Raw genomic sequence first — 22560 nt, forward strand, 5'->3', positions numbered from 1 at the left:
AAATTCTTGACAGTTATAAAAAATTTTTCTAATTTAAAGAAAAACCTTGATTTACCGCCTATTTACGCCGTTTACGCAAACGTTGTAATTTACGTTTTTTATTTTTACGCACCATACGATTCATAGACATCTTAGCTAGTTTACCACCGATACCATCACCTAAGAGTCCTTCCATCCCACTGAAATTCCCCTTAGACATCTTTTGCATCATATCACGCATTTGCTTGAACTGTTTGATCATACGATTCACTTCTTGGATCGGACGTCCTGAACCAGCTGCGATCCGTCGTCTGCGACTTGGATTCAAAAGATCGGGATCTTCTCGTTCTTGTGGTGTCATCGAGTAAACGATCGCTTTGGTATGTTCCATATCTTTAGGATCAACTTTGATATTTTTTAGGGCTGGATTATTGGCCATCCCTGGGATCATCTTCATGATATCTTCGATCGGTCCCATATTTTGAACTTGTTCTAATTGATCTAAAAAGTCATTGAAATCAAAGCTATTTTCCCGCATTTTATCGGCGAGTTCTTCTGCTTTTTTCTCATCAAAGTCCTTTTGTGCTTTTTCGATCAACGTGAGCATATCACCCATCCCTAAGATACGTGATGCCATTCGATCAGGATAAAAGACGTCTAAAGCCGTCATTTTTTCACCTTGCCCGATAAACTTGATCGGTTTGCCTGTCACCGCACGGATCGAAAGCGCAGCCCCACCACGAGTATCGCCATCTAATTTAGTTAGTACGACACCCGTTACATCCAATTGATCATTAAAGCCTTGTGCGACTTCAACGGCATTTTGCCCAGTCATCGCATCAACTGTCAGCAAGATCTCATTTGGTTGTGCCAATTCTTTGATATTGACTAACTCATCCATCAATTTTTCATCGATCTGTAAACGACCAGCCGTATCGATGATCACATAGTCATTTTTCTTTTCCTTGGCTAGTTGCATCCCTTGCTTAACGATCTCGACTGGATCGACATCAGTTCCCAATTCAAAGACTGGAACATCTAATTCACGGCCGATCGTCTTTAATTGGTCGACCGCAGCTGGACGATAAACGTCAGCCGCGATCATCAAGGGGCGCGCATTTTGTTCGTCTTTTAGACGTTTAGCTAGTTTCCCTGCTGTTGTCGTTTTACCAGCACCTTGTAGCCCGACCATCATAATGACTGTTGGGATCTTAGGTGATTTATTCAATGGTGTGGCTTCTTCGCCCATCACCTTGACTAATTCTTCATTAACGATCTTTACGATCTGTTGTGCTGGCGTTAAGCTTTCTAACACCTCAGCACCTACAGCTCGAGTACGCACGGTCTTAACAAAGTCTTTGACCACTTTAAAGTTAACGTCAGATTCTAACAAAGCCAAACGGATCTCACGCATTACCTCTTTGACGTCGGATTCGCTGACCTTTCCCTTACGCCGTAATTTCCCGATCGCATTTTGGAGACGTTCTGTTAATCCTTCAAATGCCATTTAGTGCACCAACTTTCATTTTTCTTCTAAAATTTCTAATTTTTCGACCAATGCTAATAACTTTTCATCAGTCGGATATTTTTTAGTCACATAAGCTAAAAGTTCATCCGTTTTTTCGCTTTGCTGTAAGAAATCACGATACAGATGTAATTTCTGCTCATATTCTTCTAAAATTTTTTCAGTCCGTTTGATGTTATCGTAGACTGCTTGCCGTGAAACTTCATAATTTTCGGCGATCTCACCTAACGAAAAATCATCGCGATAATACAAAGCGATGTAATTCATTTGCTTTTTAGTCAGCAAAGGTTCATAGAATTCAAACAAAGCATTGATCCGATTTGTTTTTTCAATTGCCATTTTCTTACCCTAATCTTTCTTAGGTGTAACCAGACCCTTAAATAAGCCATAGACAAATTCTTCAGGTGAAAAGTCGCGAAGATCATCCATTTTTTCGCCTAGGCCCACTAATTTCACTGGTAAATGAAGTTCGTTTCTGATCGCTAACACGATCCCACCACGTGCAGTCCCGTCTAACTTAGTCAAGACGATCCCGGTAACATCAGTAACTTCTTTAAATTGCTTGGCTTGCGTCAAAGCATTTTGACCTGTTGTTGCATCCAAAGCCAATAACACTTCTTGCGGTGCATCAGGTAATTCACGCGTAATGACACGCTTGATCTTATCTAACTCATTCATCAAGTTGACTTTATTTTGCAAACGTCCCGCCGTATCGACTAATAAAATATCGTAGTTTTCTTTTTTAGCCTTGACCACAGCATCGTAAACAACAGCTGCCGGATCACTTTTTTCTGGCTTAGTAACCACATCGACCTCGACTCGGCGGCCCCATTCAGCTAACTGCTCGATCGCACCTGCTCGGAAAGTATCACCAGCAGCTAACAAAACTTTTTTACCAGCTTGTTGGTAACGGTGGGCTAATTTACCGATCGTTGTTGTTTTACCTACCCCATTGACCCCAACAAACAAGAACACAGTCGGCTCAGTTGGCTCTTTAGCAAAATGTAAGCTATTGTCTTCATCAACGCCTTCACTTTCATAAATGTCGACTAAGCGTTCAATGATCGCATCAGAAACGTCAGAGCGACTTTTAGCATTACGCAATTTTACTTCATCTTGCAATTCATCACTGATCTTCATCGCAGTCTCAAAGCCAACATCGGCTTCGATCAAGGTTTCTTCGAGTTCTTCAAAGAAATCCTCATCTACTCGTCTAAAATTAGCCAATAAAGCATTTAATTTAGCACCAAAACCCTTACGCGACTTAGCTAAGCCCTTGTCATAACGCACGGTTTCAGACGATGTTGTCTGTATTTCCGGTTCCTTAGGTTCTGCTTTAGTTTCTTTTGGCTCATCACTTTGTTGTTCTAGCGACTCTTCGTCAGCTTTTTTAGCGATTTCGACTTCGTTATTTTCTGATGTTGTTTCAATTTCTTCAATAACTTCTACTTTTTCTGGTGTTTGCACCACTTCTTTGGTATCTTCAGCTTCTTTAGCGACTGGTTCAGCCTCTTTTGCTTCAGCAGTTGTTGTTTCTGCTACTTTAGGCTGATCATCTTCTGGTGTAGCCGTTGTTGCTTCATTTGTCGCTGTTTCCTCAGGTTCTTGGTTTTCTTCTGAGGTCGAAACAATTTCGTCTTCTTTTTTTGGTTCTTCTTCAGGTTCACCCGAAAAAGCTCGTCTTAATCGATCAAAAAGGCCCATGCCCATCCCTCATTTCTTATTTTGTTTTATTTTATCAAATTCATTTGTATTTTCCAAAACACTAGGCTAATTCATCCAACGATACCGAGACCATCTTTGAGACCCCTGATTCTTGCATCGTAACCCCATATAAGACGTCAGCGTTCATCATCGTCCCTTTACGATGGGTGATCACGATAAATTGCGTTTGTGCATTAAAGCGTTGGAGATAACGCGAGTAACGGATAACATTAGCGTCATCCAAGGCAGCTTCAGCTTCATCCAAGACCACAAAAGGCACTGGGCGGACCTTTAAGATCGCAAACAATAATACGATCGCAGTCAAGGCCCGTTCCCCACCTGAAAGTAGATTCAAATGCTGAAATTTCTTACCTGGTGGCTGGGCCATGATCTCGACACCTGTAGTCAACAGATCGGCTGGATCAGTTAAGCTAAGCAGCGCCTTGCCTCCTTCAAAGACTTGCGGAAAAATCGCAGAAAAGGCGGCCGCCACTTCATCAAAGGCTTGTTTAAAACGACTTTTAGCTTCAGCATCCATTTCATCCATACTTTGAACTAATTGCGCTTTTGCCTCTAAAAGGTCGGCTTGCTGTTGTGTCAAGAATTCATAACGCGTATTGATCCGTTCAAATTCACTAATCGCCCCTAAATTGACTTCACCTAACTCTTCGATCCCTAACTTCAAAAGATGGACTTTGTTTTTGACAAATTCTAGATCTGTTGCTTGATTCTCTTGTTTAGCCATTTCATAACTCAAGCCATAGTTTTGAGCTAATTCATCTAAGTCACGCGCTAGATCTGCTTTAAAACTTCCTAATTGTGCCTTGATATCGCTCTTTTCATCCAGACTAGCCTGACGCAATTCATTTGCCCGTTTCAATTCTTGTTGTGCATTTTTAAGGCGTACTGCTAAATCTTGACGTTTTTGTTTTTGAGCTGTGATCGCTTGCTCAAGCTCTTCATAACGCTGTTCGACAGCTTGACGTTTAGCTTCGATATCAGTATCGCGCACCTGATTTTGTTTTTGATTTTCTTTGATCTCAGATATCTTAGATTGCGCTTTTGTGATCCGTGCATGAGTCTGCTCCAATTGCACTTGACTTTCTTTGACTTGAACTTGTAGCAATTGCGCTCTTTCTTTGGCGATCGCTTCTTTTTGCTTGAGTTCATTTAAAGTCGCTTGCTGTTTTGCTTGAGTCGCACTGGTATCTTTTTGTAAAGCTACGCGTAATTTGATCTCACTTTGCTTAGTTTCGATATCTTTTGTTAAAGTTGCTTGCTGTTCTACCAAAGCTTGATGCTTACTTTCATACTGCCTTTGATCAGCCTCACTCATGCTAGCTATTACTTCTAGCTGTTTGACTTGATCAGCTTGATGTTCAACTTCAAGCTCGCAGCGTTCCAACTTCTTGAGTGCTTGTTGTTGGGCTTCTAATGCCTGTTGTTCGCTAGGCTTTAATGCCTCAAGTTCTTTAACTAGTTGTTCGACTTTTTCTTTAGTCTGACCGCCTTCAAATTCGATCTGCGATAGCTTTTGTTCCATCACAGTAATATCAGCCGCCAATTTTTCAACTTGTTGCTGCTGCTCTAGAAGACCAGTTCGCTGATTTCTATCTTGTCCCCCAGTCATCGAACCTCCAGCATTGATAACTTCACCTGCTAAAGTTACGATCTTGACACTATAATTGAGCTTTACAGCAAGCTTAGTAGCAGCATCTAGATCTTGCGCGATCACGATCGCCCCTAATAAATATTCGACAACAGGTTTATCCAAAGGATCGTATTGGACCAGATCTTTAGCAAGCCCGACAACACCCGCTTGTTGTTGGACCGCCTGTAAGTGACCTTGTGCTAAAAAACGTGGTTTGACAGTCGTACGGGGCAAAAATGTCGCCCGACCAGCTTTTTTCTTTGTCAAATAGTTGATCGCCGCTTTAGCACTTCTTTCATCGGTCACGATCACATTTTGTAGTTGTGCGCCTAATGCCACATCGATCGCTTTAGCTACTTGGGCTGGGACCTTGAGACGTTGGGCTACCGAACCTACTACACCTGTCAGATCAGCTTGTAAGATCGCTTTGACACCGTGATAATAACCAGCATAATTAGCTGCAATATTTTGCAACGATTCATGCTGAGCACGTGCCTTTTGCAAGATCTCACTTGCCTTGAGCCAGCGTCTTTGTTGGTCTTCTCGCAAACGTTGGGCGGTCGTTTGTTGTGTTTGAAAATCAAGCACTGTTGCTTGAACTTTGGCATACGCCGTCTTTGCTTCAGTTGCTTGCTTACTTGCGCTTGCCTGTTTTTCTTTGAGCGTGGCTAATTGCGCTTTAGCACTTGCGATCCGCTTTTGATCAGCTTGTTTTTGCTCTGAATTACGCTGATTTTCCTGTTCTAAATAGGCTAATTCATTTTTAGTCGAAACTTGTGCCTGCATTAGGTCGATCAGATCTTGGCGTAACTTTTCGACCTGATCAGCCAACGTCTCAGGATCATCGACCAATGCCGCCTGGATGTCTCGGATCTGCTTAATATATTTATTTTGCAAGGAAGCTGCTTTGGCTTGCTGTGTTGTCAATTCATCAACTTGTGCTTGTAATTTTGCAACCAAACTTTCATCGCGCTTGATATTTTCATTGAACTCCGCGAGCCGCTCGTTAAAGAGATCATCATCATGCTTTGAGATATCCTGACGCCCGATCAGTTTCTCACGTTGCCCCGTTAAAAGATTGAATTCTCTTTGATCTTCATCTAATTTTGCTTCTAATTTTGCTTGCTTATCTGCTAATTGTTGCGATTTTTGCTCTTGGAGCTCAGCATGCTTCGTATGGGTCGCCAGCAATTTTTCGATCTCGGAAAGTTTGGCTTCGATCTGCGCTTTATTTTTAGCACGTTGCTCGATCTCTAAGACTAACCGACTTTTCTCATAATGGTCAAATTCTTCTTTTTGAGCAACATAGTCTTTAGCTATACTTGCTTGTTCTTTTAAAGGTTCTCTTTGTTGCCGTAATTCGGTAATAATATCTGCTACCCGATCTAGATGATCCGTAGTTTCTGCTAATTCCTGTTGCGCCTTTTGCTTTTCTTTTTTGTACTTGACCACTCCGGCGACTTCTTCGATCAAAACACGCCGATCTTGAGGTTTACTGTTAAAGATAGCTTCAACTTTGCCCTGTGAGATGATCGAAAATGATTCCCGCCCCAAGCCAGTATCCATAAATAATTCTACAATGTCACGCAAACGAACTTTGGCATTGTTGATCAAAAAATCACTGTCACCATTCCGATAGATCTTACGCGAGATCACAACTTGATCAGCATTTAGATCTAAAAAATGGTCTGAGTTATCAAATTCTAATTCAACTTCGGCATGATTTAGCGGGGCCCTTGTCTGAGAACCTGCAAAAATAACATCTGGCATTTTCCCCCCACGTAGGCTCTTAGCAGATTGCTCCCCTAAAGCCCAACGTAAAGCTTCAATAATGTTACTTTTACCACTCCCATTTGGTCCAACGATCCCAGTCATACCATCTTGAAATTCGATCTTGGTCTTGTCAGCAAAGGATTTAAATCCGTTTAGAGTCAACGACTTTAACTTCATGCTGAATTTCTTCCCTTCAAATAAACTAATTTTTTTGGAGTGCTTTTAGTGCTTGGAAAGCCGCTTGTTGCTCAGCGGCTTTTTTTGACATCCCTTTTCCTTCACCGATCTTTTGCCCATCAGCATAAACTGCCATGGTGTATTCTTTTTCATTATCAGGACCATTTTCAGCAACTTTAACATAAGTGATCTTGCAGTCCCCATGTTGTTGCAATAGTTCTTGGAGTTCAGTTTTATGATCTAAGTAGTGATCAAACCAGCCGAGATCAAGCTTAGGAAAGACGACCCGACTGATAAAACTGACAACGACTGCTTTACCTTGATCAAGGTATAACGCCCCGATAAAAGCTTCAAAAATATCACAAAGTAATGATGCCCGATTACGTGCGTTGGCTTTTTCTTCACCCTTGCCTAAGCGGATATATTCATCAAAATGACATTCCTTAGCAAATTTGCTGAAACTATCTTCACAGACCATTGCTGCACGTAAACGTGAAAGTTTTCCTTCTGGCAAAGTAGGATAGCGTTTAAATAGGTATTCTGAGACGCAAAGTTGCATCACAGCATCACCTAAAAATTCGATCCTTTCGTAATATTTTAGTTTTTCACGTGGATGTTCGTTTACATAAGAAGCATGAGTAAAAGCTTCGTCAAGTAAAGCTGTATTTTTAAAATCAATGCCAAAATCATCCTTTAGCATTTGTGTTAGTCCAATTATCAAAATGATTCTCCTCACTTTATTAATGCATTATCCATTATAGCAAAAAAGACCAGCTTTGTTACAGCTGGCCTAAGATAATTCTATCCTTGATGTGAAGCGATATAATCTACAGCATCTTTAACTGTCACGATTTGTTCGGCGTCTTCGTCAGAAATTTCAGCACCAAAAGCATCTTCTAATTCCAAAACAAACTCCACCAGATCGATCGAATCGGCATCAAGATCTGTCTTAAAGTTTGTTTGTTCTGTCACTTTATCAGCTGAAACATCAAAGTGATCCTCAATAATTGTTGTGATTTTTGTAAAAATTTCGTTTTCTGTCATGGATATCAACCTCACCTATCCTAGTTTTTCGCAAACAAGTATATCATACTATTCAGCGTCTTTGCTATCTAAAACTTTTTTGGCCTGTTGGACTTGCCAGTATTTGGTAAAATTAGGCACCATTTCTTCATCGATCATAGTTCTGATCTGCTTTAATGTGTAATACACTGTCAAATCATCACTTGACCCATGAGCTTTAACGACCGGCGCTTTGACTCCAAGTAAGACTGCACCACCATATTGCGCCTGGTCCATTCGACCTTTGATGCTCTTTAAGTCATCTTTTAATAACAGTGCACCTAATTTGCCCTTAGCACCAGCATTAGCGATCGTGTCTTTTAACAAACTCATTACAGCTAGTGCAGTTCCTTCGATCGCTTTTAAAACAGCATTACCTGTGAAGCCATCTGCAACGACTACATCACAGACACCTTTCATCAGATCTTTAGACTCAACATTTCCGATAAAATTCAAATTTTCATCAGCTGCTAAAAGTTGGTAAGCTTCTTGCGTTACTTTACTTCCCTTATGTGATTCAGTCCCATTATTCAATAGCCCGATCCGTGGTGCTTTGATCCCTCGAACGTTGCTAGCATAATACGTCCCTAAAAGAGCATACTGATAAAGGTGCTCTGGTTTACTATCTGCATTAGCCCCACTATCAAGTAAGTTAAATGCTCCATCCTGCCCTGAAACAACAGGCAATGTCGATAACAAGCCTGGGCGCGTGATCCCCTTGATCCGACCGACTAGTAAAAGTCCCGCTGTCAAAAGAGCTCCCGTGTTACCACAAGAAAACAGCGCATCGGCTTCTTTAGCCTTGACCGCATTAGCTGCTACGACCAAAGACGAATCTTTCTTACGTCGGATCGCCCTGACCGGTTCATCATTCATATCGATCACTTCAGTCGTGTTAACGATCGTGATCCGAGTTGGATCAGTTATATATTGCTCGATCGCGGTCTTATCACCATATAAAATAAGTTCTAGGTCGCTAAATTCATCGCGTGCTTTGAGCGCACCCTTAACAACACTTTCGGGTGCATTGTCGCCCCCCATTGCATCGATCGCAATTTTCATTTCATACATCCTCTCTTTAGTCAAAACTAGTAAAATAAGTAAGCTCTTGATTCAAATAACGCATCAAACCTGCATTTTCCTGGCGATAACGGAATTTTTCGTCAGTCAAAAGTTTAGCCACTTCTAATTGCGCTACTTGTAAAATATTGAAATCACTTACTGGATCACCGATCTTAAAATCTGGCAGACCTGACTGTTTCTTACCTAAAACATCCCCTGGCCCCCGTAGTTCTAGATCTTTTTGCGCGATCACAAAACCATCTGTCGTTTCGACCATTGTTTTCATTCTTTCGATCCCATACTCACTCTTAGGATCAGCTACCAATAAACAATACGATTGCTTACTGCCCCGTCCGACACGACCACGCAATTGATGTAACTGCGCTAAGCCAAAGCGGTCAGCATCTAAGATCACCATGACCGTTGCATTGGGAACATCGACCCCAACTTCGATCACTGTCGTCGAGACTAAAATATCTAGCTCACCTGCTTTAAAATGATCCATTACTTCATCTTTTTGTTCAGACGTCAGCTGACCATGTAATAGTCCCACCTCATAACGCCCTGCATAGTGAGCCTTTAACTTTTCATAGATCTCCGTAGCATTTTGAAGATCTAACATTTCTGACTCAGCGATCAATGGTGAGATCACATAAGCTTGTGAACCATTTTGCAACTGTTGTTCCATAAAGTCAAGTGCTTGCGTGAATTGCTTTTGGCGTAACCAATTTGTTTTGATCGTTTGCCGTCCCTTAGGTAGTTCATCAATTATCGAAACATCCATCTCACCGTAAGTCGTGATCGCTAGTGTCCGTGGGATCGGGGTCGCTGTCATTGCTAAGGCATCAGGGAAATCCCCTTTTTGGCGTAAAGCTTGACGCTGACCGACCCCAAAACGATGCTGTTCATCAGTAACAACTAAGCCCAACTTTTTAAAGTTGACATTGTCTTGGATCACTGCATGTGTCCCGATCAACAAATTTATCTCCCCACTGGCTAAATTATCCAACAAGGTCTGCTTTGCTTTTTGATTGCGAGTTACACTACTAGTCAATAAAGCTACATTGACCTCTGATATAGTTTCAAATAATTGGGCTAACTTTTGGGCATGCTGTTGCGCTAAGATCTCAGTTGGTGCCATCAAGACCGTTTGATATCCTGCTGTGATAGCAGCATACATAGCTAAAGCCGCAACGACCGTTTTTCCTGAACCCACATCCCCCTGTAAGAGACGATTCATGTGTTCTGGCCGATGTAGATCCCGACAGATCTCGTTAACGACTCGTTTTTGAGCACCTGTCAGTTCAAAAGGTAACTGTTTGATAAATTGACGCAATTTATCGTTATCATATTTGATAATGATCCCGTTTTCTTTACGATGTTTTTGCTTAAGCAGTTGGATCCGTAATTGAAATTTGAAAAATTCTTCAAAGATCGCTGAGCGCCGAGCTGCTTTTCCTTGAGCCAAAGTCACTGGAAAATGCATATCATGGATCATTTGGCTACGTGTTTCTAACCGAAATTTTTGGCGCAAACTATCAGGAACGATATCAAATATCAAATCATGATAGTTTGCATAGGCTAGTGAAACAAGATCTTTGATCGTCTTAGCCGTGATCTCCTTTGAAGCCCGATAAACACCAGCTAGATCTTCATCTTTAGCCTGATACATCACTTTCATCCCAGTCAGGCTCTGCCGTCGTTGATCATACTTACCATAGACCGCGACCTCTTGACCAGTACTCAATCGTTTAGCTAAATAACCTTGATTAAAAAAAGTCACTTTAACTAGATCATTTTCGACCAACAAGCCAAAATTCAACCGCGTTTTAGCCCGGCCAAAATGAGAAACGACTGGTGGCGCAGCAATGACACCCTTTAAGACGACTTTTTCTCCATCAGCCACATCACTTAGCTGCTTGACTGTCAGATCCTCATAGCGAAATGGATAATATGTCAATAGATCTTCGATCGTATTTATCCCTAATTTGTTCAATGCCTGTAATTTTTTTGGACCCACGCCCTTTAACACTGCAGGTGAGTCCGTCAATGCTCGTGCCATAAATAATCCCCCTCAAACAAATAAATTCTAACTTCTATGCGCGCTAGAAGTTAGAATTTATCGTGCATTATTCGACTGAGATCAAGTATGGATAAACTGGCTGGTCACCTTCATGGATCTCAATTTCGATCTCAGGATCTAATTCTTCAAGCTGAGCTGCAATTTCATTTGCTTGTTCTTTTGAACCATCTTGACCATAGATGATCGTTACGATCTCACTATCTTCGTCTAACATCACCTTAGCCATCTCGATCGCAGCTTGTTCACAAGTTGGTTGCGTGACCACGATCTTACCATCAACGATCCCCATGTAATCATCTTTCTTGATCGGACGTCCTTCGATCGTTGTATCACGTACCGCGACCGTAACTTGCCCTGAAAGAACTGCATCCATTTCTTCAGTCATCGCTTCGGTATTTTCTTCGATCGAAGCCGCATCATTAAAGCCAAGCATCGCACTCATACCTTGAGCGATCGTCTTACTCAAAACTACAGCAACTTGAGCATCGGCTACTTCAGCTGCTTGTTGAGCTGCTAAAAAGATATTCTTATTATTTGGTAAGATGATCACTTTCTTAGCATTAGTCTGTTCGATCGCCTCAACGATATCTTTAGTACTTGGATTCATCGTTTGACCACCGTTGATGATATGCGTTACACCCAAGTTTTTGAAGATATTAGCGATCCCTTCACCCGAAGCGATCGCGATCACACCGTATTCTTTTTGAACTTCTGGAGTAGCAGAAATATTAGGTGTTGGCATTTCATCATCTTTTTCCAAGATCGTTTCATGTTGTAAACGCATGTTATCGACTTTGACTTTGATCAAAGAACCAAATTCCTGACCATAAGATAACACCTTACCTGGATGCTCTGTATGGACGTGAACTTTAACAACTTCATCATCGGCAATAACGAGTAATGAATCCCCGATCTGCGATAGATGGTTTCGGAATTCATCATAATCAAATTCCTTGTCAACTAAGCGACCTGCCCCTAAACGGACCATGATCTCAGTACAGTAACCAAATTCGATATCTTCAGTATGCAATTGGCTTTGAGCACTCTTATGGTGTTCTGCATTGACCATTTCATCCATTTCGATCGGACTTGGTGTATGAACTTCATCTTCTTGGCGTTCATTGCCAGCTAAAGCATCATAAAATCCTTGATAGACAAAAGTTAGCCCTTGACCACCAGAATCAACAACTCCAACTTCTTTTAACACAGGTAAAAGATCTGGAGTTGTTTGTAATGCAGCATCTGCAGCTTCATAAGTCGCTTTCATAACTTCGACGATATCAGTAGTTTGCGCAGCTGTTTTTTTAGCTGCTTCAGCCGCCTTCCGTGCTACCGTTAAGATCGTACCTTCTTGTGGTTTCATAACCGCTTTATAAGCCGTTTCGACCCCGCCTTGAAGTGCTGTAGCAAGATCAGTCGCACTCAAAGTTTCTTTTTGCGTAATACTCTTTGAAAAGCCTCGGAAAACTTGGGATAAAATAACACCCGAGTTACCACGTGCCCCCATCAACAGACCCTTAGCTAATGCATTAGCTAATTCCCCAACATTACTTGAAGTTGACTCGGCAACATATTTTTCACCGCTCGCAAAGGAAAGACTCATATTTGTTCCTGTATCCCCATCGGGCACTGGAAACACATTCAATGAATTGATAAATTCTGCATTATTAGTCAATCTTTTCGAACTGACCAGAATCATTTTACGAAATTCTGTTTCAGTAATATTCTCCACTTTCAAGTTACTAACTCCTCCTTGGTTATTTCGTGGTACTAATCGTTGATAACACGTACACCTTGAACGATAACATTCACAGATTCAGCGGTAATGCCTAACATTGAATCTAAATTGTACTTAACTTTATCTTGTACATTGCGGCAAACTTCTGAGATCTTTGTACCATAACCGACAATAATATACACATCCACAGCGATGCCTTCATCTTCTTGACGAATCACAACACCCTTAGAGTAATTGTCACGCTTTAAAATTTCATTCAAATTGTCTCGAATCTGGTTTTTGCTGGCCATACCAACGATCCCGAAAATTTCAGTTGCGGCTCCACCAACAACAGTTGCGATCACTTCATTGCTGATATCGATATTTCCAAATTGATTTTGAATTTTAACAGCCATTCTATACAGCCTCCTTAACTATTAAGACAATTCCCTTTTCCAATTAAGATGGAAAAGAAATATCAAATCGATGTTCAGTTTTTCACTGCTCGATCAATACTTGTCCTTTCATTATACCATGTTTATCGCAATTACCAAAAAACTGTTGGTCATTTTATCTTTTTTGCCCTTTAAATGCTGGCATTTCCCCTGTTTGATCGCCAAAATTGGTTTAGATAAAAATTTAACTTTTGAAAAACCTTATATTTTAGGCATTTATAGCTGTCAAGCAAAATTACTTTATAGAAAACTATTGCAATCGCGCGCTATCTATGATAATTTTATTTAGTGAATGAGCAAGACCCCTTGCTCCTTAATTCGAGATAAGGGAGGATATAATCATGGCTAAAGATTTTGTAACTGGTCGTAAGACAACTTTTGGTAAGAAGCGTTCCCATGCTTTGAACCAAACAAACCGTAGCTGGAAGCCAAACTTGCAAAAGGTACGCATCTTGGTTGACGGCAAGCCTAAGAAAGTATGGGTTTCAGCTCGTGCTTTGAAATCTGGTAAAGTTACACGCGTCTAATCGAGGCGTTTACAGGCCCCAACTTGAGGGCTTTTTATTTTACCTCAAAAATATATAAAACTCCCCGTAGGTAGCACTAGGCTATTTACGGGGAGTTTTTACTTACTCAACGATATAAACTTCTTTCCAATTATTGGTAGCACCTGCCGAATTTTGGATCAAACCTTTGACAGTCACATTGGTCAACTGCGGTACATTAGTTTGATAAAGTGGGGCCACGCCTTGTTGTTCACTTAAAACTTTAGATGCTTGGATCAGATCAGCAAAACGCTTAGCTTTATCACTCGCATCAGTCGTCTTAGAGGCTTCGATCAAACGGTCGTATTCCGCATTTTCCCACTTACCAAAGTTATAAGAATTATCTTTAGTAAAAAGATCTAAGAAACTGATCGGATCAGCAAAATCGGCTGACCAACCACTTAGCTGAACATCAAATTCACCTTTTTCACCACGAGCGATCCGCGTTTTCAACGGAACACTTTGCACTGAAACTTTAACATCAGATAGATTTTCTTCTAGTTGACTTTGGATAAATTCAGCCACTTTCTTTGAAACATCGTCATCACTACTCATTAAAGTAAATGATAATTTATCTTGACCTAATTCAGCCAAACCTTCTTTTAATAATTCCTTGGCTTTTTTCTTGTCATAGCTGACGCCAACTGTGGTTTTAGCTGCTTGCGCAAAGTCTTGACCTTTGTATTGGGCTAGACCTTGAGAAACGATCCCTAGGCTTGGTTGAGAACCACCACCAACGATATTTTTAGCTAATTCTTGCCGATCGACTGCATAGGATAGTGCTTGGCGGATCTTTAAATTCTTAAAACTTTCCTTTGTCTGGTTGAATTCTAGATAGGTAGTCCGTGCTTGCTTTAAGGCACTATATGCTGGATCTTTTGCCAATTGCTTAGCTTGTTCATTGCTCAAAGTCGTGTAGTCGAGCTGTTTACTTTGATAGAGATTATACGATGTCGTCGTGCTTTTATTGACCTTAAAGTTGATCGTTTCGAGTTTGACTTTCTTTTTATCCCAGTAATTTGGATTCTTGTTTAGTTTCCAATTCAAGTTAGAACCAGTCCACCCCTCAACTACGAACGGTCCATTATAGACCATTGTTTTAGCTGAAGTTCCATACTCGTCACCAAATTTTTCGACTGCTTTTTGATTTTGTGGTAAGAATGGTTCAAAACCTAATAATAATTTGAAATACGGGATCGGTTTCTCCAAAGTCACCACTAACGTATGCTCATCTTTAGCTGTGATCCCCAAAGTTTCAGGTTTAGCTTCCCCTTTGATGATCGCATCAGCATTTTTGACCCCACTATAGAGATAAGCGTACGGTGAAGCTGTTTTTTGGTCAACAGTTCGGCGCCAACCATAAACAAAGTCATGCGCTGTCACCTTATCTCCATTAGACCATTTGCCATTTTTTCTTAATTTAAAAGTATATGTCAAATTATCATCTGAGACCTCTGTTTGTGTCGCTAATCCTGGTTCGATCTTGCTATTTTTCCCTAAACGATATAAACCTTCCATCGAGTTATTAATGATATCACCACTATAGGCATCCGAGACCTTCGAGGGATCAAGCGTGGCTAGTTCAGCCAAATAACTCCAATCCAAGACTTGTTTTGACGCTACCTGCCCCGTAGAATTTGCTTTTTGCTTACTTGAGCACGCTGTCACTAATAAACCTGTAGCAGCTAAAGCTAATGCTCCAGTCATCAATCGTTTAAAATTCATAATACTCCCCCTCATGCTATGTATTGTTTAAATATTAATTAATATTTCATTAATTTTAATTTAAAACAAATCAAAAAGCAATATTTTTTCAAAAAAAATATGATCGCCAAATTATTGGCGACCATTATTTCTTTGATCATCTTTACTTTGAATAACACACAATACACCACTATCAAAACTAAAACTAGCACTTTCGCCAACAAATTCATTGCTGACATATGCAGTCGGTAATGAAAGATCTTGCTCAAACAATTGATATTTTTCATCGGGGAGTGTCAGCTTAGTTACTGGTGTCAGCGAAATAAATGAGAGATAACTCATTTCCTCTAACTTAGTTAATGTATAACTTCCAGGTAAATAAAAACGAATTTCATTTTGACAGTCTTTGAAACAAACTTTGGGTACAAACGTCGGAAAATCTAACCGCAAAACACTAAATAAATTAGCCAAAAAATGATCGCTTCGTCCCCCAGTAGCCCCATAGACTATGATCTGCTCTGGATGATACCGGCGTTCGATCTCTAATAAGGCTACTTCGGTATCAGTATAGTCTTTTTTTGCCGGTAAACTACAGATAGCTTGACTGGTTTCTTTGACTAATTTAACTTGTTCTTCAGTAGCAGAGTCAAAATCACCAACAGCTAATAAAGGCGTGATCTTTGCTTGACACAAGCGGACTGCTCCCAGGTCTGCTCCGACCCATCGTTCATTTTTTTTAGCTTGCAAAAGCCCTGGTGGCAAATACTCCACTGGACCTCCGACTAATAAATTTAACTGCATCCTATTTAGCAGCTTCTTTTAACGCTGCGATCTGCATTGCTGGATCTTTTGCGTTAAAAACATATGAACCAGCAACTGCAACTGTTGCTCCCGCGCAAGCAACTTCTTTGATCGTTTCAGCATTGATCCCACCATCGACTTCGATCTCAAAGTCAAGTCCATGTTCTTTTTTATAAGCTGCCAATTCAGCTACCTTGGCTACTGTTTCAGGGATAAAAGCTTGGCCACCAAAACCTGGATCGACTGTCATGATCAACACTTGATCGACTAGCGATAAAATCTCAGCTGCTGCCATAACTGGAGTCCCTGGATTTAAAACAACTTCTGCTTTTAGACCACTAGCTTTGATCTGACTCAAGACCCGATGGATATGCGGTGTTGCTTCTAAATGGACCCCAACGATATCAGCTCCTGCTTGCTTTAAGTCAGTAATATATTTTTCTGGCTCATCGACCATCATATGACAATCAAAAACCAGCTTTGAATGCTTACGCAAAGCCTTTACTACATTAGCCCCAAACGTTAAATTATCGACAAAATGACCATCCATTATGTCAATGTGTAAATATTCAGCTCCTGCCTGTTCTACAACAGAAACATCATCTTTCAAGTTTGCAAAATCAGCACTTAAAATTGAAGGTGCAATTTTCATATTAAATTCCTCCATTATCTATATTTTGGTTTTTGATTTATGATCATATCGTGGAACAACTGATAATTAGCATAGCGACTAGACATGATCTCACCTGACTCTACCGCTGCCTTGACTGCACATTTAGGTTCGTTGATATGCAAACATCCCCTAAATTTACATTCAGCTTGATAAGCTACAAGATCTGGAAAAAGTGCTGGGAGTTGTTCTTTAGTGATCTCTAATAATTCAAAGGATGAAAAACCAGGCGTATCGGCTAATAAGTTATCTCCGATCGGCAAAAGAGAAACTTTACGTGTCGTATGTCGTCCACGACTCAAAGCTTTAGAGATCTCGCCAGTTGCTAACTTCAAAGTTGGCTCTAGCTGATTCAAAAGCGTTGACTTCCCCGCACCAGTTTGTCCCATCACAACGATGACTTGATGATGGAGTTTTGCTAGCATCGTCTTTAACGTCTCTAAGCGAGCTGGCAAGCCTCCCCGATAAACCGGATAAAACTTAGCATAGTAGTTTAAGATCGGATCAAGTTCTGCTTTCTTTTCTTCAGTGAGAAGATCATATTTTGAGAAATACAAAACTGGTGAGACATCATTTGCTTCTAACATCGCTAACTGACGGTCAAGTAAATTACTGGAAAAATCGGGCTGAATACAAGCTGTGACTACAATAGCCGTGTCCAAATTAGCCATTGGTGGTCTGACCAACTGGTTTTTTCGCGGATAGATCTCTAAAATATAGCCTTCATCAGCTTTTTGCGCCTTAAACTCTACCCAATCTCCCACTAGCGGAGTTTGCTTTTTTTTACGAAAATTTCCCCGTGCTCTAGTTCGATACTCTATACCATCAGTAGTAACTACATCATAGTAGCCACTCAAAGATTGTCTGATCTGTCCTTTTGTCAATTACTCTATCACCTTTCATTTCTATTCTACTTCATAATTGTAGGGACTATTTTCATTCTTCCTACCCAAAGTTATCTCTAAAACATCACCTTCATGCAAAGGCGTCCCTACTGCTGGCTCTTGGGCGATCACAAACGTCGCTTTTTTCTTTGAACTTGATGCTTTTTTCACAACTAACTCTAAGCCACATTCCCTTGCGTATTCCTTAGCTTCACTCAAAGTATAGCCGGTTAGATCGATCATTCCCTCAAAGTTTTGTCCTTGGCTGACTGTAAATGTTACTGTTGTTTTTGCAAATGCAACTTTCTTTTTAGGTGAGATCGATTGAGCGATTATTTCACCACTTGCTACACTATCTGAATACTGTTTCTCTTGTTTGACCGTGACCCCTTGAGCTTTCAACTTACGCTTAACATCACTAAAATCACGGCCACGATAATCTCCAAAAGCTTTTTTAGGCAGACCTTTAGATAAGATCAAGTCGATCTTAGTGCGCTGTTTGACTGTGGTTCCCTTACTTGGAGAAGTAAAGGTCACACAGCCTGCATCATAGCGAGCATCATATTGATAAGTCACTTTGCCTAGACTCAAACGTTGACTTTCCAATAGCTGAACAGCTTCTTTTTTATGCATCCCCTTTAAATCAGGGACCGATACATCTTTTGGGAGTGTATAAATAAGCGCCCCTAGAACCACTAATATCGATAAGATCATTAGCAGCCAAATTTTCAACCGTTTAGGAGTTTTTTTCACTGCTTTTTTAGGTTCTGGTGTAATTTGTATCGTCTTAGTTAAGTTTTTATCTTCACGAGCTACCTCATCATAAAAATTAGGTAAGATCTTAGTCTCTTCTTCCACATGTGTCCGCGGACGCCACTGTTGCTCAGCTGCTCGTTTTTCATCTAAACAAGTTGCTAGATCAGCTTGCATCTCCTCTACATTTTGATAACGATCAGTGCAGTCTTTAGCCGTAGCATGTAAAACGATATTTTCTAAGGCTTGCGGGATATCTCGCTTAAACGAGCGGGGGGCTGGCATCTGACTGCGATAATGTTTCAATGCGATCGAAACAGCTGTTTCACCATCATATGGAACGCGACCCGTCAACATTTCAAATAAAATGATCCCTAATGAATAAATATCAGATTGTTGAGTTATCATGCTACCACGTGCTTGCTCGGGGGAAATATAATGAACTGATCCCATCAGCGTATTCGTCTTAGTCATGGTTTCTTCGGCTAGGGCGATCGCGATCCCAAAATCAGTTATTTTAACATTTCCCGCTTCATCTAATAAGATATTTTGGGGCTTTAGATCGCGGTGGATGATCCCATGACTATGTGCTTCTTTTACTGCTGACAAGATCTGCTCCATGATCTCGATCACTTTAGCATAGGCCAACGGTTTGTACTTTTCGATATAGCGCTTGAGATCCATCCCTTTAACATATTCCATTACCAAATATTGCATGCCATGATCTTCACCAACATCGAAAATATCAACGATATGTGGATCATCGAGCTCGATCAACGAATTAGCTTCACGTTGAAATCGTCTGATCGCAGCTTTATCGTCGCTTAGATCTAAACGCAAGAGCTTGACTGCCACCTCACGTTCTAAGATCAGATCGTAAGCTAGGTAAACATTAGCCATGCCACCTTCGCCTAAAGAGCGGATGATGCGGTAGCGACCATTGATCGCATAACCGGCTCTCATTTTTCATCGTCCTCCTCATCTGACCAAATTATCAAAACTGTGATATTATCCGAGCCTCCAGCTAAGTTAGCTTGCTCAATTAGTTTTTCAGCTTTTTCTTGCAAAGACAGCACTGGTAACTCTAAGATCTGTTTGATCTTTTCATCATCTAGCATGTTCGTCAAACCATCCGAACAGAGTAAATACATATCAGTCGGCAATAACTTCAAAATGCACGAATCGATCTTAGCTTGTTTAGAGACCCCTAACGTCCGTGTAATAATATTCTTGTGCGGATGATGCTTAGCTTCTTCTTTACTGATCTCACCACGCTTGACCAACTCATTGACATAAGAATGATCTTCTGTGATCTGCTCAAATTTACCTGCATGTAACAAGTATGCTCGACTATCACCGATATTTGAGATCGCGATCTGGTCGTTAAAGATCATCGCACATACAAGTGTCGTTCCCATTCCAGCTAGATCTTGATACTGATCAGCTCGCTTCAAGATACTATTATTTTCAACGATCACTTGATCTTCAAGCCATTTTATCGCTGCTGTTGCATCACTTAATTCTGTCTGTTCAAATAAGTAGCCAAGATGAGAAACTGCCATTTCAGAAGCAACTTCTCCACCTAAATGCCCACCTAAGCCATCTGCCACGATCGCAAAGCTAAAACCAGCTTTATTTTTAAATGTTGCAACGCGGTCTTCATTGACTTGTCGGACTTGGCCCACATCACTCGTATATGCGATCTTCATCTGTTACACCTCAGTTCTTTTAACTAATGTTGCAATATAAAATCCATCCGATAAGTAATCATCAGGATAGATCGTCAAGCCCAGTTCTTTTCGATCTGCTTTGAGCTCAAAGGCCGTTTTTGTTTTGAGCTGCTCAAATTCTGGGTGAGCTTTTAGAAACGCCGAGACAGTTTGTTGATTTTCACTGTCTAAGATCGTACAGGTACTATATGTCAGCGTACCTCCGACTTTTAGTAACGGCGCCACCGCATCTAAAATGCTAACTTGGATCTGGTGAAGGTCTAGTGAGTCTTGATATTTTTTCTCATACTTGACCTCAGGCTTACGCCGTAATAGACCGATCCCGGAACAAGGAGCATCTACTAGTATTTTATCAAAACTTGCTTTTGCGAACTCTTCGGACGCCTTGCGTGCATCCAGTTGTAAAGCCCTCACTTGTGCTTTAACATGGGCCCGGAGCGCATTTTGCTCTATCAAAGCCACTTTATGCTTATGGATATCTAGACTAGTGACTTGTCCGGTCTCTAACTGGGCAGCGATCTGTGTGGTTTTTCCACCTGGGGCTGCACAAGCATCTAAAACTTGATCATCTGCTTTGAGCGCCATCGATTCAACTGCCAACATCGCACTTTCATCTTGCACGATCGCTTGACCGGCTTTAAAAGCTTCTGTCGCTGGAATAAAGCCAGTGTTGACTTGCAAAGCTAACGGTGTGACTGAACTTTTAGCCACTTCAAGTTTTTCAGCCTCTAACTGTTCTGTTAACGCCTTAGCTGTCGTCACTTTAGTATTGACACGGATCGTTTGTTTTGGAGCTTGATTGACCGTTTCTAAGATACTTTTAGTTTTGGCTACACCGACCTCTTTTTGCAATTGTTCGACCAACCACCGCGGTGTACTAGTTGCAATGCTCAAAGCTTCGATCGGATCAGTGATCGCATCTAAGCTCGGTAAGCCTTGGCGATCGATCGCATGTAAGATCCCGGTAACAAACTTCCGGACCCCGGCATGACCTTTAACTTTAGCGATCTCGATCGTTTCATTAAAGATCGCACGTTTAGGAATATTATCCAAATATATCTGTTGATAAAGTGCCGTTAAAAGTAGTTGTTTGACCCAACTTTGTAATTTATTTGGTCGTTTGATAAAAGGCTTTAAATAATATTCCAAAGTAAGCTTATGTTGGATCACACCATAGACGATGTTAGTCAATAAATGTGCATCCCGCTTTGACAATTCGTTTTGCTTGATCGTTTGGTTGAGTGCTAAATTTGAATACGCACCTTGCTTTTCGACTTTTTCAAGCAATTCAACCGCTAAATAACGCGGTGTCTTATTTATCTTCTTTGCCATCTGAAATTACCTTTTGCCCTACTTTTAATCCTTGACCGACACCATTTAAATAATCGGTGATCTTTAATTTAGGTTTACCTGCTAGTTGTAAAATTTTGACACTATAAGTCGTATTTTCAGCAGCAGCTAAGATCAGTTCATGTTTTGAAACTTCGACTACCGTTCCAGCTTCAAACTCAGTTGTTTGCGCTAGTGGTTCGATCTCCCATAACTTAGTTCGCTTGCCTTTAAAATCAGCAAAGTAAGCGCCTGGAGCTGGTCGTAATGCCCGGATCTTCCAATCAAGTTCTTTAGCCGTCAGCTCTAAACTCAAACTCTCTTCTGCCGGTTTGATCGTTGGTGAAAAGACGACTTTTGATTCATCTTGTTCAACTGGTTTGATCTCACCTGCGATCAAATGTGGTAGCATTTCTAGTAAAGTATCGCGCCCTAAGAGACTCATCTTTTCAAAGATCGAAGCTGTATCATCTTTTGGTCCGATCGGCATCTCTTTTTGAGCTAACATTGCACCAGCATCCATCTGTTTGACCATATAGATGATCGTGACACCTGTCTTATCATCTCCATTCATGATCGCATACTGTACTGGAGCTCCACCACGGTATTTAGGCAATAGTGAGCCGTGAACATTGATCGCACCGATCTTGGCTGCTTGGATCAATTTAGTAGGTAAAAATTGACCAAAAGCGGCTGTAACGATCAGATCTGGTTGTAGTTCGATGATCTCTTGCATCTCAGGACTACCTGAGATCTTTTCTGGTTGTAAAACCTTGATCCCATGTTTTAAAGCCATTTCTTTGACTGGTGAAGCCGTTAAAACTCGTTTACGTCCTGTATAACGATCTGGTTGGGTCACAACGGCTTTTACATCATATCCATTGGTCACTAGACCTTCTAAGATGGGGGCAGCAAATTGTGGCGTTCCCATAAATACTACTGATGTCATTTCACTT

The 22560-nt window shown here is 40.9% G+C and carries 19 protein-coding genes; 1 reads left to right on the forward strand and 18 read right to left on the reverse strand.

Going from position 1 to position 22560, the window contains the following annotated elements; genetic code table 11:
• Window positions 1-58: 58 nt before the first annotated feature.
• The 10 genes from ffh to CPS94_RS04230 all read right to left on the reverse strand — a co-directional run bounded on the left by ffh (window position 59) and on the right by CPS94_RS04230 (window position 13149).
• Window positions 59-1486: a signal recognition particle protein gene (ffh, locus tag CPS94_RS04185; protein ID WP_004047416.1), complete on the reverse strand. Its 1428-nt coding sequence runs from the start codon at window positions 1484-1486 to the stop codon at window positions 59-61.
• Window positions 1487-1501: 15 nt separating this feature from the next.
• Window positions 1502-1843, reverse strand: coding sequence for a putative DNA-binding protein (locus CPS94_RS04190; RefSeq protein WP_004047415.1), 342 nt, complete (start codon window positions 1841-1843; stop codon window positions 1502-1504).
• A gap of 9 nt (window positions 1844-1852) precedes the next feature.
• Window positions 1853-3208 carry a signal recognition particle-docking protein FtsY gene (ftsY, locus tag CPS94_RS04195; protein ID WP_112194882.1) on the reverse strand — a complete coding sequence of 452 codons (1356 nt, stop codon included), beginning with the start codon at window positions 3206-3208 and terminating at the stop codon, window positions 1853-1855.
• A gap of 61 nt (window positions 3209-3269) precedes the next feature.
• A complete protein-coding gene (smc, locus tag CPS94_RS04200; RefSeq protein WP_112286375.1) occupies window positions 3270-6809 on the reverse strand; it encodes a chromosome segregation protein SMC in 3540 nt (1179 codons plus the stop codon).
• 25 nt (window positions 6810-6834) lie between these two features.
• On the reverse strand, window positions 6835-7530 hold the full coding sequence (gene rnc, locus CPS94_RS04205; protein WP_004047410.1) for a ribonuclease III: 696 nt from the start codon (window positions 7528-7530) through the stop codon (window positions 6835-6837).
• An 80-nt stretch (window positions 7531-7610) separates the two neighbouring features.
• On the reverse strand, window positions 7611-7853 hold the full coding sequence (gene acpP / locus CPS94_RS04210) for an acyl carrier protein (protein ID WP_004047408.1): 243 nt from the start codon (window positions 7851-7853) through the stop codon (window positions 7611-7613).
• Window positions 7854-7901: 48 nt separating this feature from the next.
• The gene (plsX, locus tag CPS94_RS04215; protein ID WP_112194878.1) at window positions 7902-8933 is read right to left on the reverse strand and encodes a phosphate acyltransferase PlsX; all 1032 of its coding nucleotides are present in this window, start codon (window positions 8931-8933) and stop codon (window positions 7902-7904) included.
• A gap of 16 nt (window positions 8934-8949) precedes the next feature.
• Window positions 8950-10995 (reverse strand): ATP-dependent DNA helicase RecG, encoded by a 2046-nt coding sequence (recG, locus tag CPS94_RS04220; RefSeq protein WP_112194876.1) that lies wholly within the window; start codon window positions 10993-10995, stop codon window positions 8950-8952.
• A gap of 67 nt (window positions 10996-11062) precedes the next feature.
• Window positions 11063-12754, reverse strand: a complete 1692-nt coding sequence (locus CPS94_RS04225; RefSeq protein ID WP_112286376.1) for a DAK2 domain-containing protein — start codon at window positions 12752-12754, stop codon at window positions 11063-11065.
• A gap of 32 nt (window positions 12755-12786) precedes the next feature.
• The gene (locus tag CPS94_RS04230) at window positions 12787-13149 is read right to left on the reverse strand and encodes an Asp23/Gls24 family envelope stress response protein (RefSeq protein ID WP_004047399.1); all 363 of its coding nucleotides are present in this window, start codon (window positions 13147-13149) and stop codon (window positions 12787-12789) included.
• 380 nt (window positions 13150-13529) lie between these two features.
• Here CPS94_RS04230 and rpmB point away from each other — a divergent pair, with 380 nt between their 5' ends.
• Entirely contained in the window at window positions 13530-13715 is a 186-nt protein-coding gene (gene rpmB / locus CPS94_RS04235; RefSeq protein WP_004047397.1) for a 50S ribosomal protein L28, read from the forward strand.
• 102 nt (window positions 13716-13817) lie between these two features.
• Here rpmB and CPS94_RS04240 read toward each other — a convergent pair whose 3' ends face one another.
• The 8 genes from CPS94_RS04240 to fmt all read right to left on the reverse strand — a co-directional run bounded on the left by CPS94_RS04240 (window position 13818) and on the right by fmt (window position 22553).
• Complete coding sequence (locus CPS94_RS04240) at window positions 13818-15458, reverse strand: peptide ABC transporter substrate-binding protein (protein ID WP_112194872.1); 1641 nt, start codon at window positions 15456-15458, stop codon at window positions 13818-13820.
• A gap of 111 nt (window positions 15459-15569) precedes the next feature.
• A complete protein-coding gene (locus CPS94_RS04245) occupies window positions 15570-16238 on the reverse strand; it encodes a thiamine diphosphokinase (RefSeq protein WP_112194870.1) in 669 nt (222 codons plus the stop codon).
• A 1-nt stretch (window position 16239) separates the two neighbouring features.
• Entirely contained in the window at window positions 16240-16890 is a 651-nt protein-coding gene (gene rpe, locus CPS94_RS04250; protein WP_112194868.1) for a ribulose-phosphate 3-epimerase, read from the reverse strand.
• Window positions 16891-16904: 14 nt separating this feature from the next.
• Complete coding sequence (rsgA, locus tag CPS94_RS04255) at window positions 16905-17792, reverse strand: ribosome small subunit-dependent GTPase A (RefSeq protein ID WP_004047390.1); 888 nt, start codon at window positions 17790-17792, stop codon at window positions 16905-16907.
• Window positions 17793-17813: 21 nt separating this feature from the next.
• The gene (gene pknB, locus CPS94_RS04260; RefSeq protein WP_112194866.1) at window positions 17814-19508 is read right to left on the reverse strand and encodes a Stk1 family PASTA domain-containing Ser/Thr kinase; all 1695 of its coding nucleotides are present in this window, start codon (window positions 19506-19508) and stop codon (window positions 17814-17816) included.
• Window positions 19505-20254, reverse strand: a complete 750-nt coding sequence (locus tag CPS94_RS04265) for a Stp1/IreP family PP2C-type Ser/Thr phosphatase (RefSeq protein WP_112194864.1) — start codon at window positions 20252-20254, stop codon at window positions 19505-19507. The genes pknB and CPS94_RS04265 overlap by 4 nt, the downstream gene beginning before the upstream one ends.
• A gap of 3 nt (window positions 20255-20257) precedes the next feature.
• A complete protein-coding gene (gene rsmB, locus CPS94_RS04270; protein ID WP_112194862.1) occupies window positions 20258-21607 on the reverse strand; it encodes a 16S rRNA (cytosine(967)-C(5))-methyltransferase RsmB in 1350 nt (449 codons plus the stop codon).
• Window positions 21588-22553, reverse strand: coding sequence for a methionyl-tRNA formyltransferase (fmt, locus tag CPS94_RS04275; RefSeq protein ID WP_112194859.1), 966 nt, complete (start codon window positions 22551-22553; stop codon window positions 21588-21590). The genes rsmB and fmt overlap by 20 nt, the downstream gene beginning before the upstream one ends.
• Window positions 22554-22560 lie beyond the last annotated feature (7 nt).

Origin of the sequence: Ligilactobacillus murinus (assembly GCF_003288115.1) — a bacterium.
In the GTDB taxonomy this organism is placed as follows: Bacteria; Bacillota; Bacilli; order Lactobacillales; family Lactobacillaceae; genus Ligilactobacillus; species Ligilactobacillus murinus.

Excerpts from the sequence above, each read along its gene's own strand:
- rpe (WP_112194868.1), bottom strand. The coding sequence starts at position 16,890 with ATGAAAATTGCACCTTCAATTTTAAGTGCTGATTTTGCAAACTTGAAA.
- rsmB (WP_112194862.1), bottom strand. The coding sequence starts at position 21,607 with ATGGCAAAGAAGATAAATAAGACACCGCGTTATTTAGCGGTTGAATTG.
- CPS94_RS04240 (WP_112194872.1), bottom strand. The coding sequence starts at position 15,458 with ATGAATTTTAAACGATTGATGACTGGAGCATTAGCTTTAGCTGCTACA.
- rpmB (WP_004047397.1), top strand. The coding sequence starts at position 13,530 with ATGGCTAAAGATTTTGTAACTGGTCGTAAGACAACTTTTGGTAAGAAG.
- smc (WP_112286375.1), bottom strand. The coding sequence starts at position 6,809 with ATGAAGTTAAAGTCGTTGACTCTAAACGGATTTAAATCCTTTGCTGAC.
- pknB (WP_112194866.1), bottom strand. The coding sequence starts at position 19,508 with ATGAGAGCCGGTTATGCGATCAATGGTCGCTACCGCATCATCCGCTCT.
- acpP (WP_004047408.1), bottom strand. The coding sequence starts at position 7,853 with ATGACAGAAAACGAAATTTTTACAAAAATCACAACAATTATTGAGGAT.
- ftsY (WP_112194882.1), bottom strand. The coding sequence starts at position 3,208 with ATGGGCCTTTTTGATCGATTAAGACGAGCTTTTTCGGGTGAACCTGAA.
- CPS94_RS04230 (WP_004047399.1), bottom strand. The coding sequence starts at position 13,149 with ATGGCTGTTAAAATTCAAAATCAATTTGGAAATATCGATATCAGCAAT.
- recG (WP_112194876.1), bottom strand. The coding sequence starts at position 10,995 with ATGGCACGAGCATTGACGGACTCACCTGCAGTGTTAAAGGGCGTGGGT.
- fmt (WP_112194859.1), bottom strand. The coding sequence starts at position 22,553 with ATGACATCAGTAGTATTTATGGGAACGCCACAATTTGCTGCCCCCATC.
- ffh (WP_004047416.1), bottom strand. The coding sequence starts at position 1,486 with ATGGCATTTGAAGGATTAACAGAACGTCTCCAAAATGCGATCGGGAAA.
- CPS94_RS04190 (WP_004047415.1), bottom strand. The coding sequence starts at position 1,843 with ATGGCAATTGAAAAAACAAATCGGATCAATGCTTTGTTTGAATTCTAT.
- CPS94_RS04265 (WP_112194864.1), bottom strand. The coding sequence starts at position 20,254 with ATGAAGATCGCATATACGAGTGATGTGGGCCAAGTCCGACAAGTCAAT.
- plsX (WP_112194878.1), bottom strand. The coding sequence starts at position 8,933 with ATGAAAATTGCGATCGATGCAATGGGGGGCGACAATGCACCCGAAAGT.
- CPS94_RS04245 (WP_112194870.1), bottom strand. The coding sequence starts at position 16,238 with ATGCAGTTAAATTTATTAGTCGGAGGTCCAGTGGAGTATTTGCCACCA.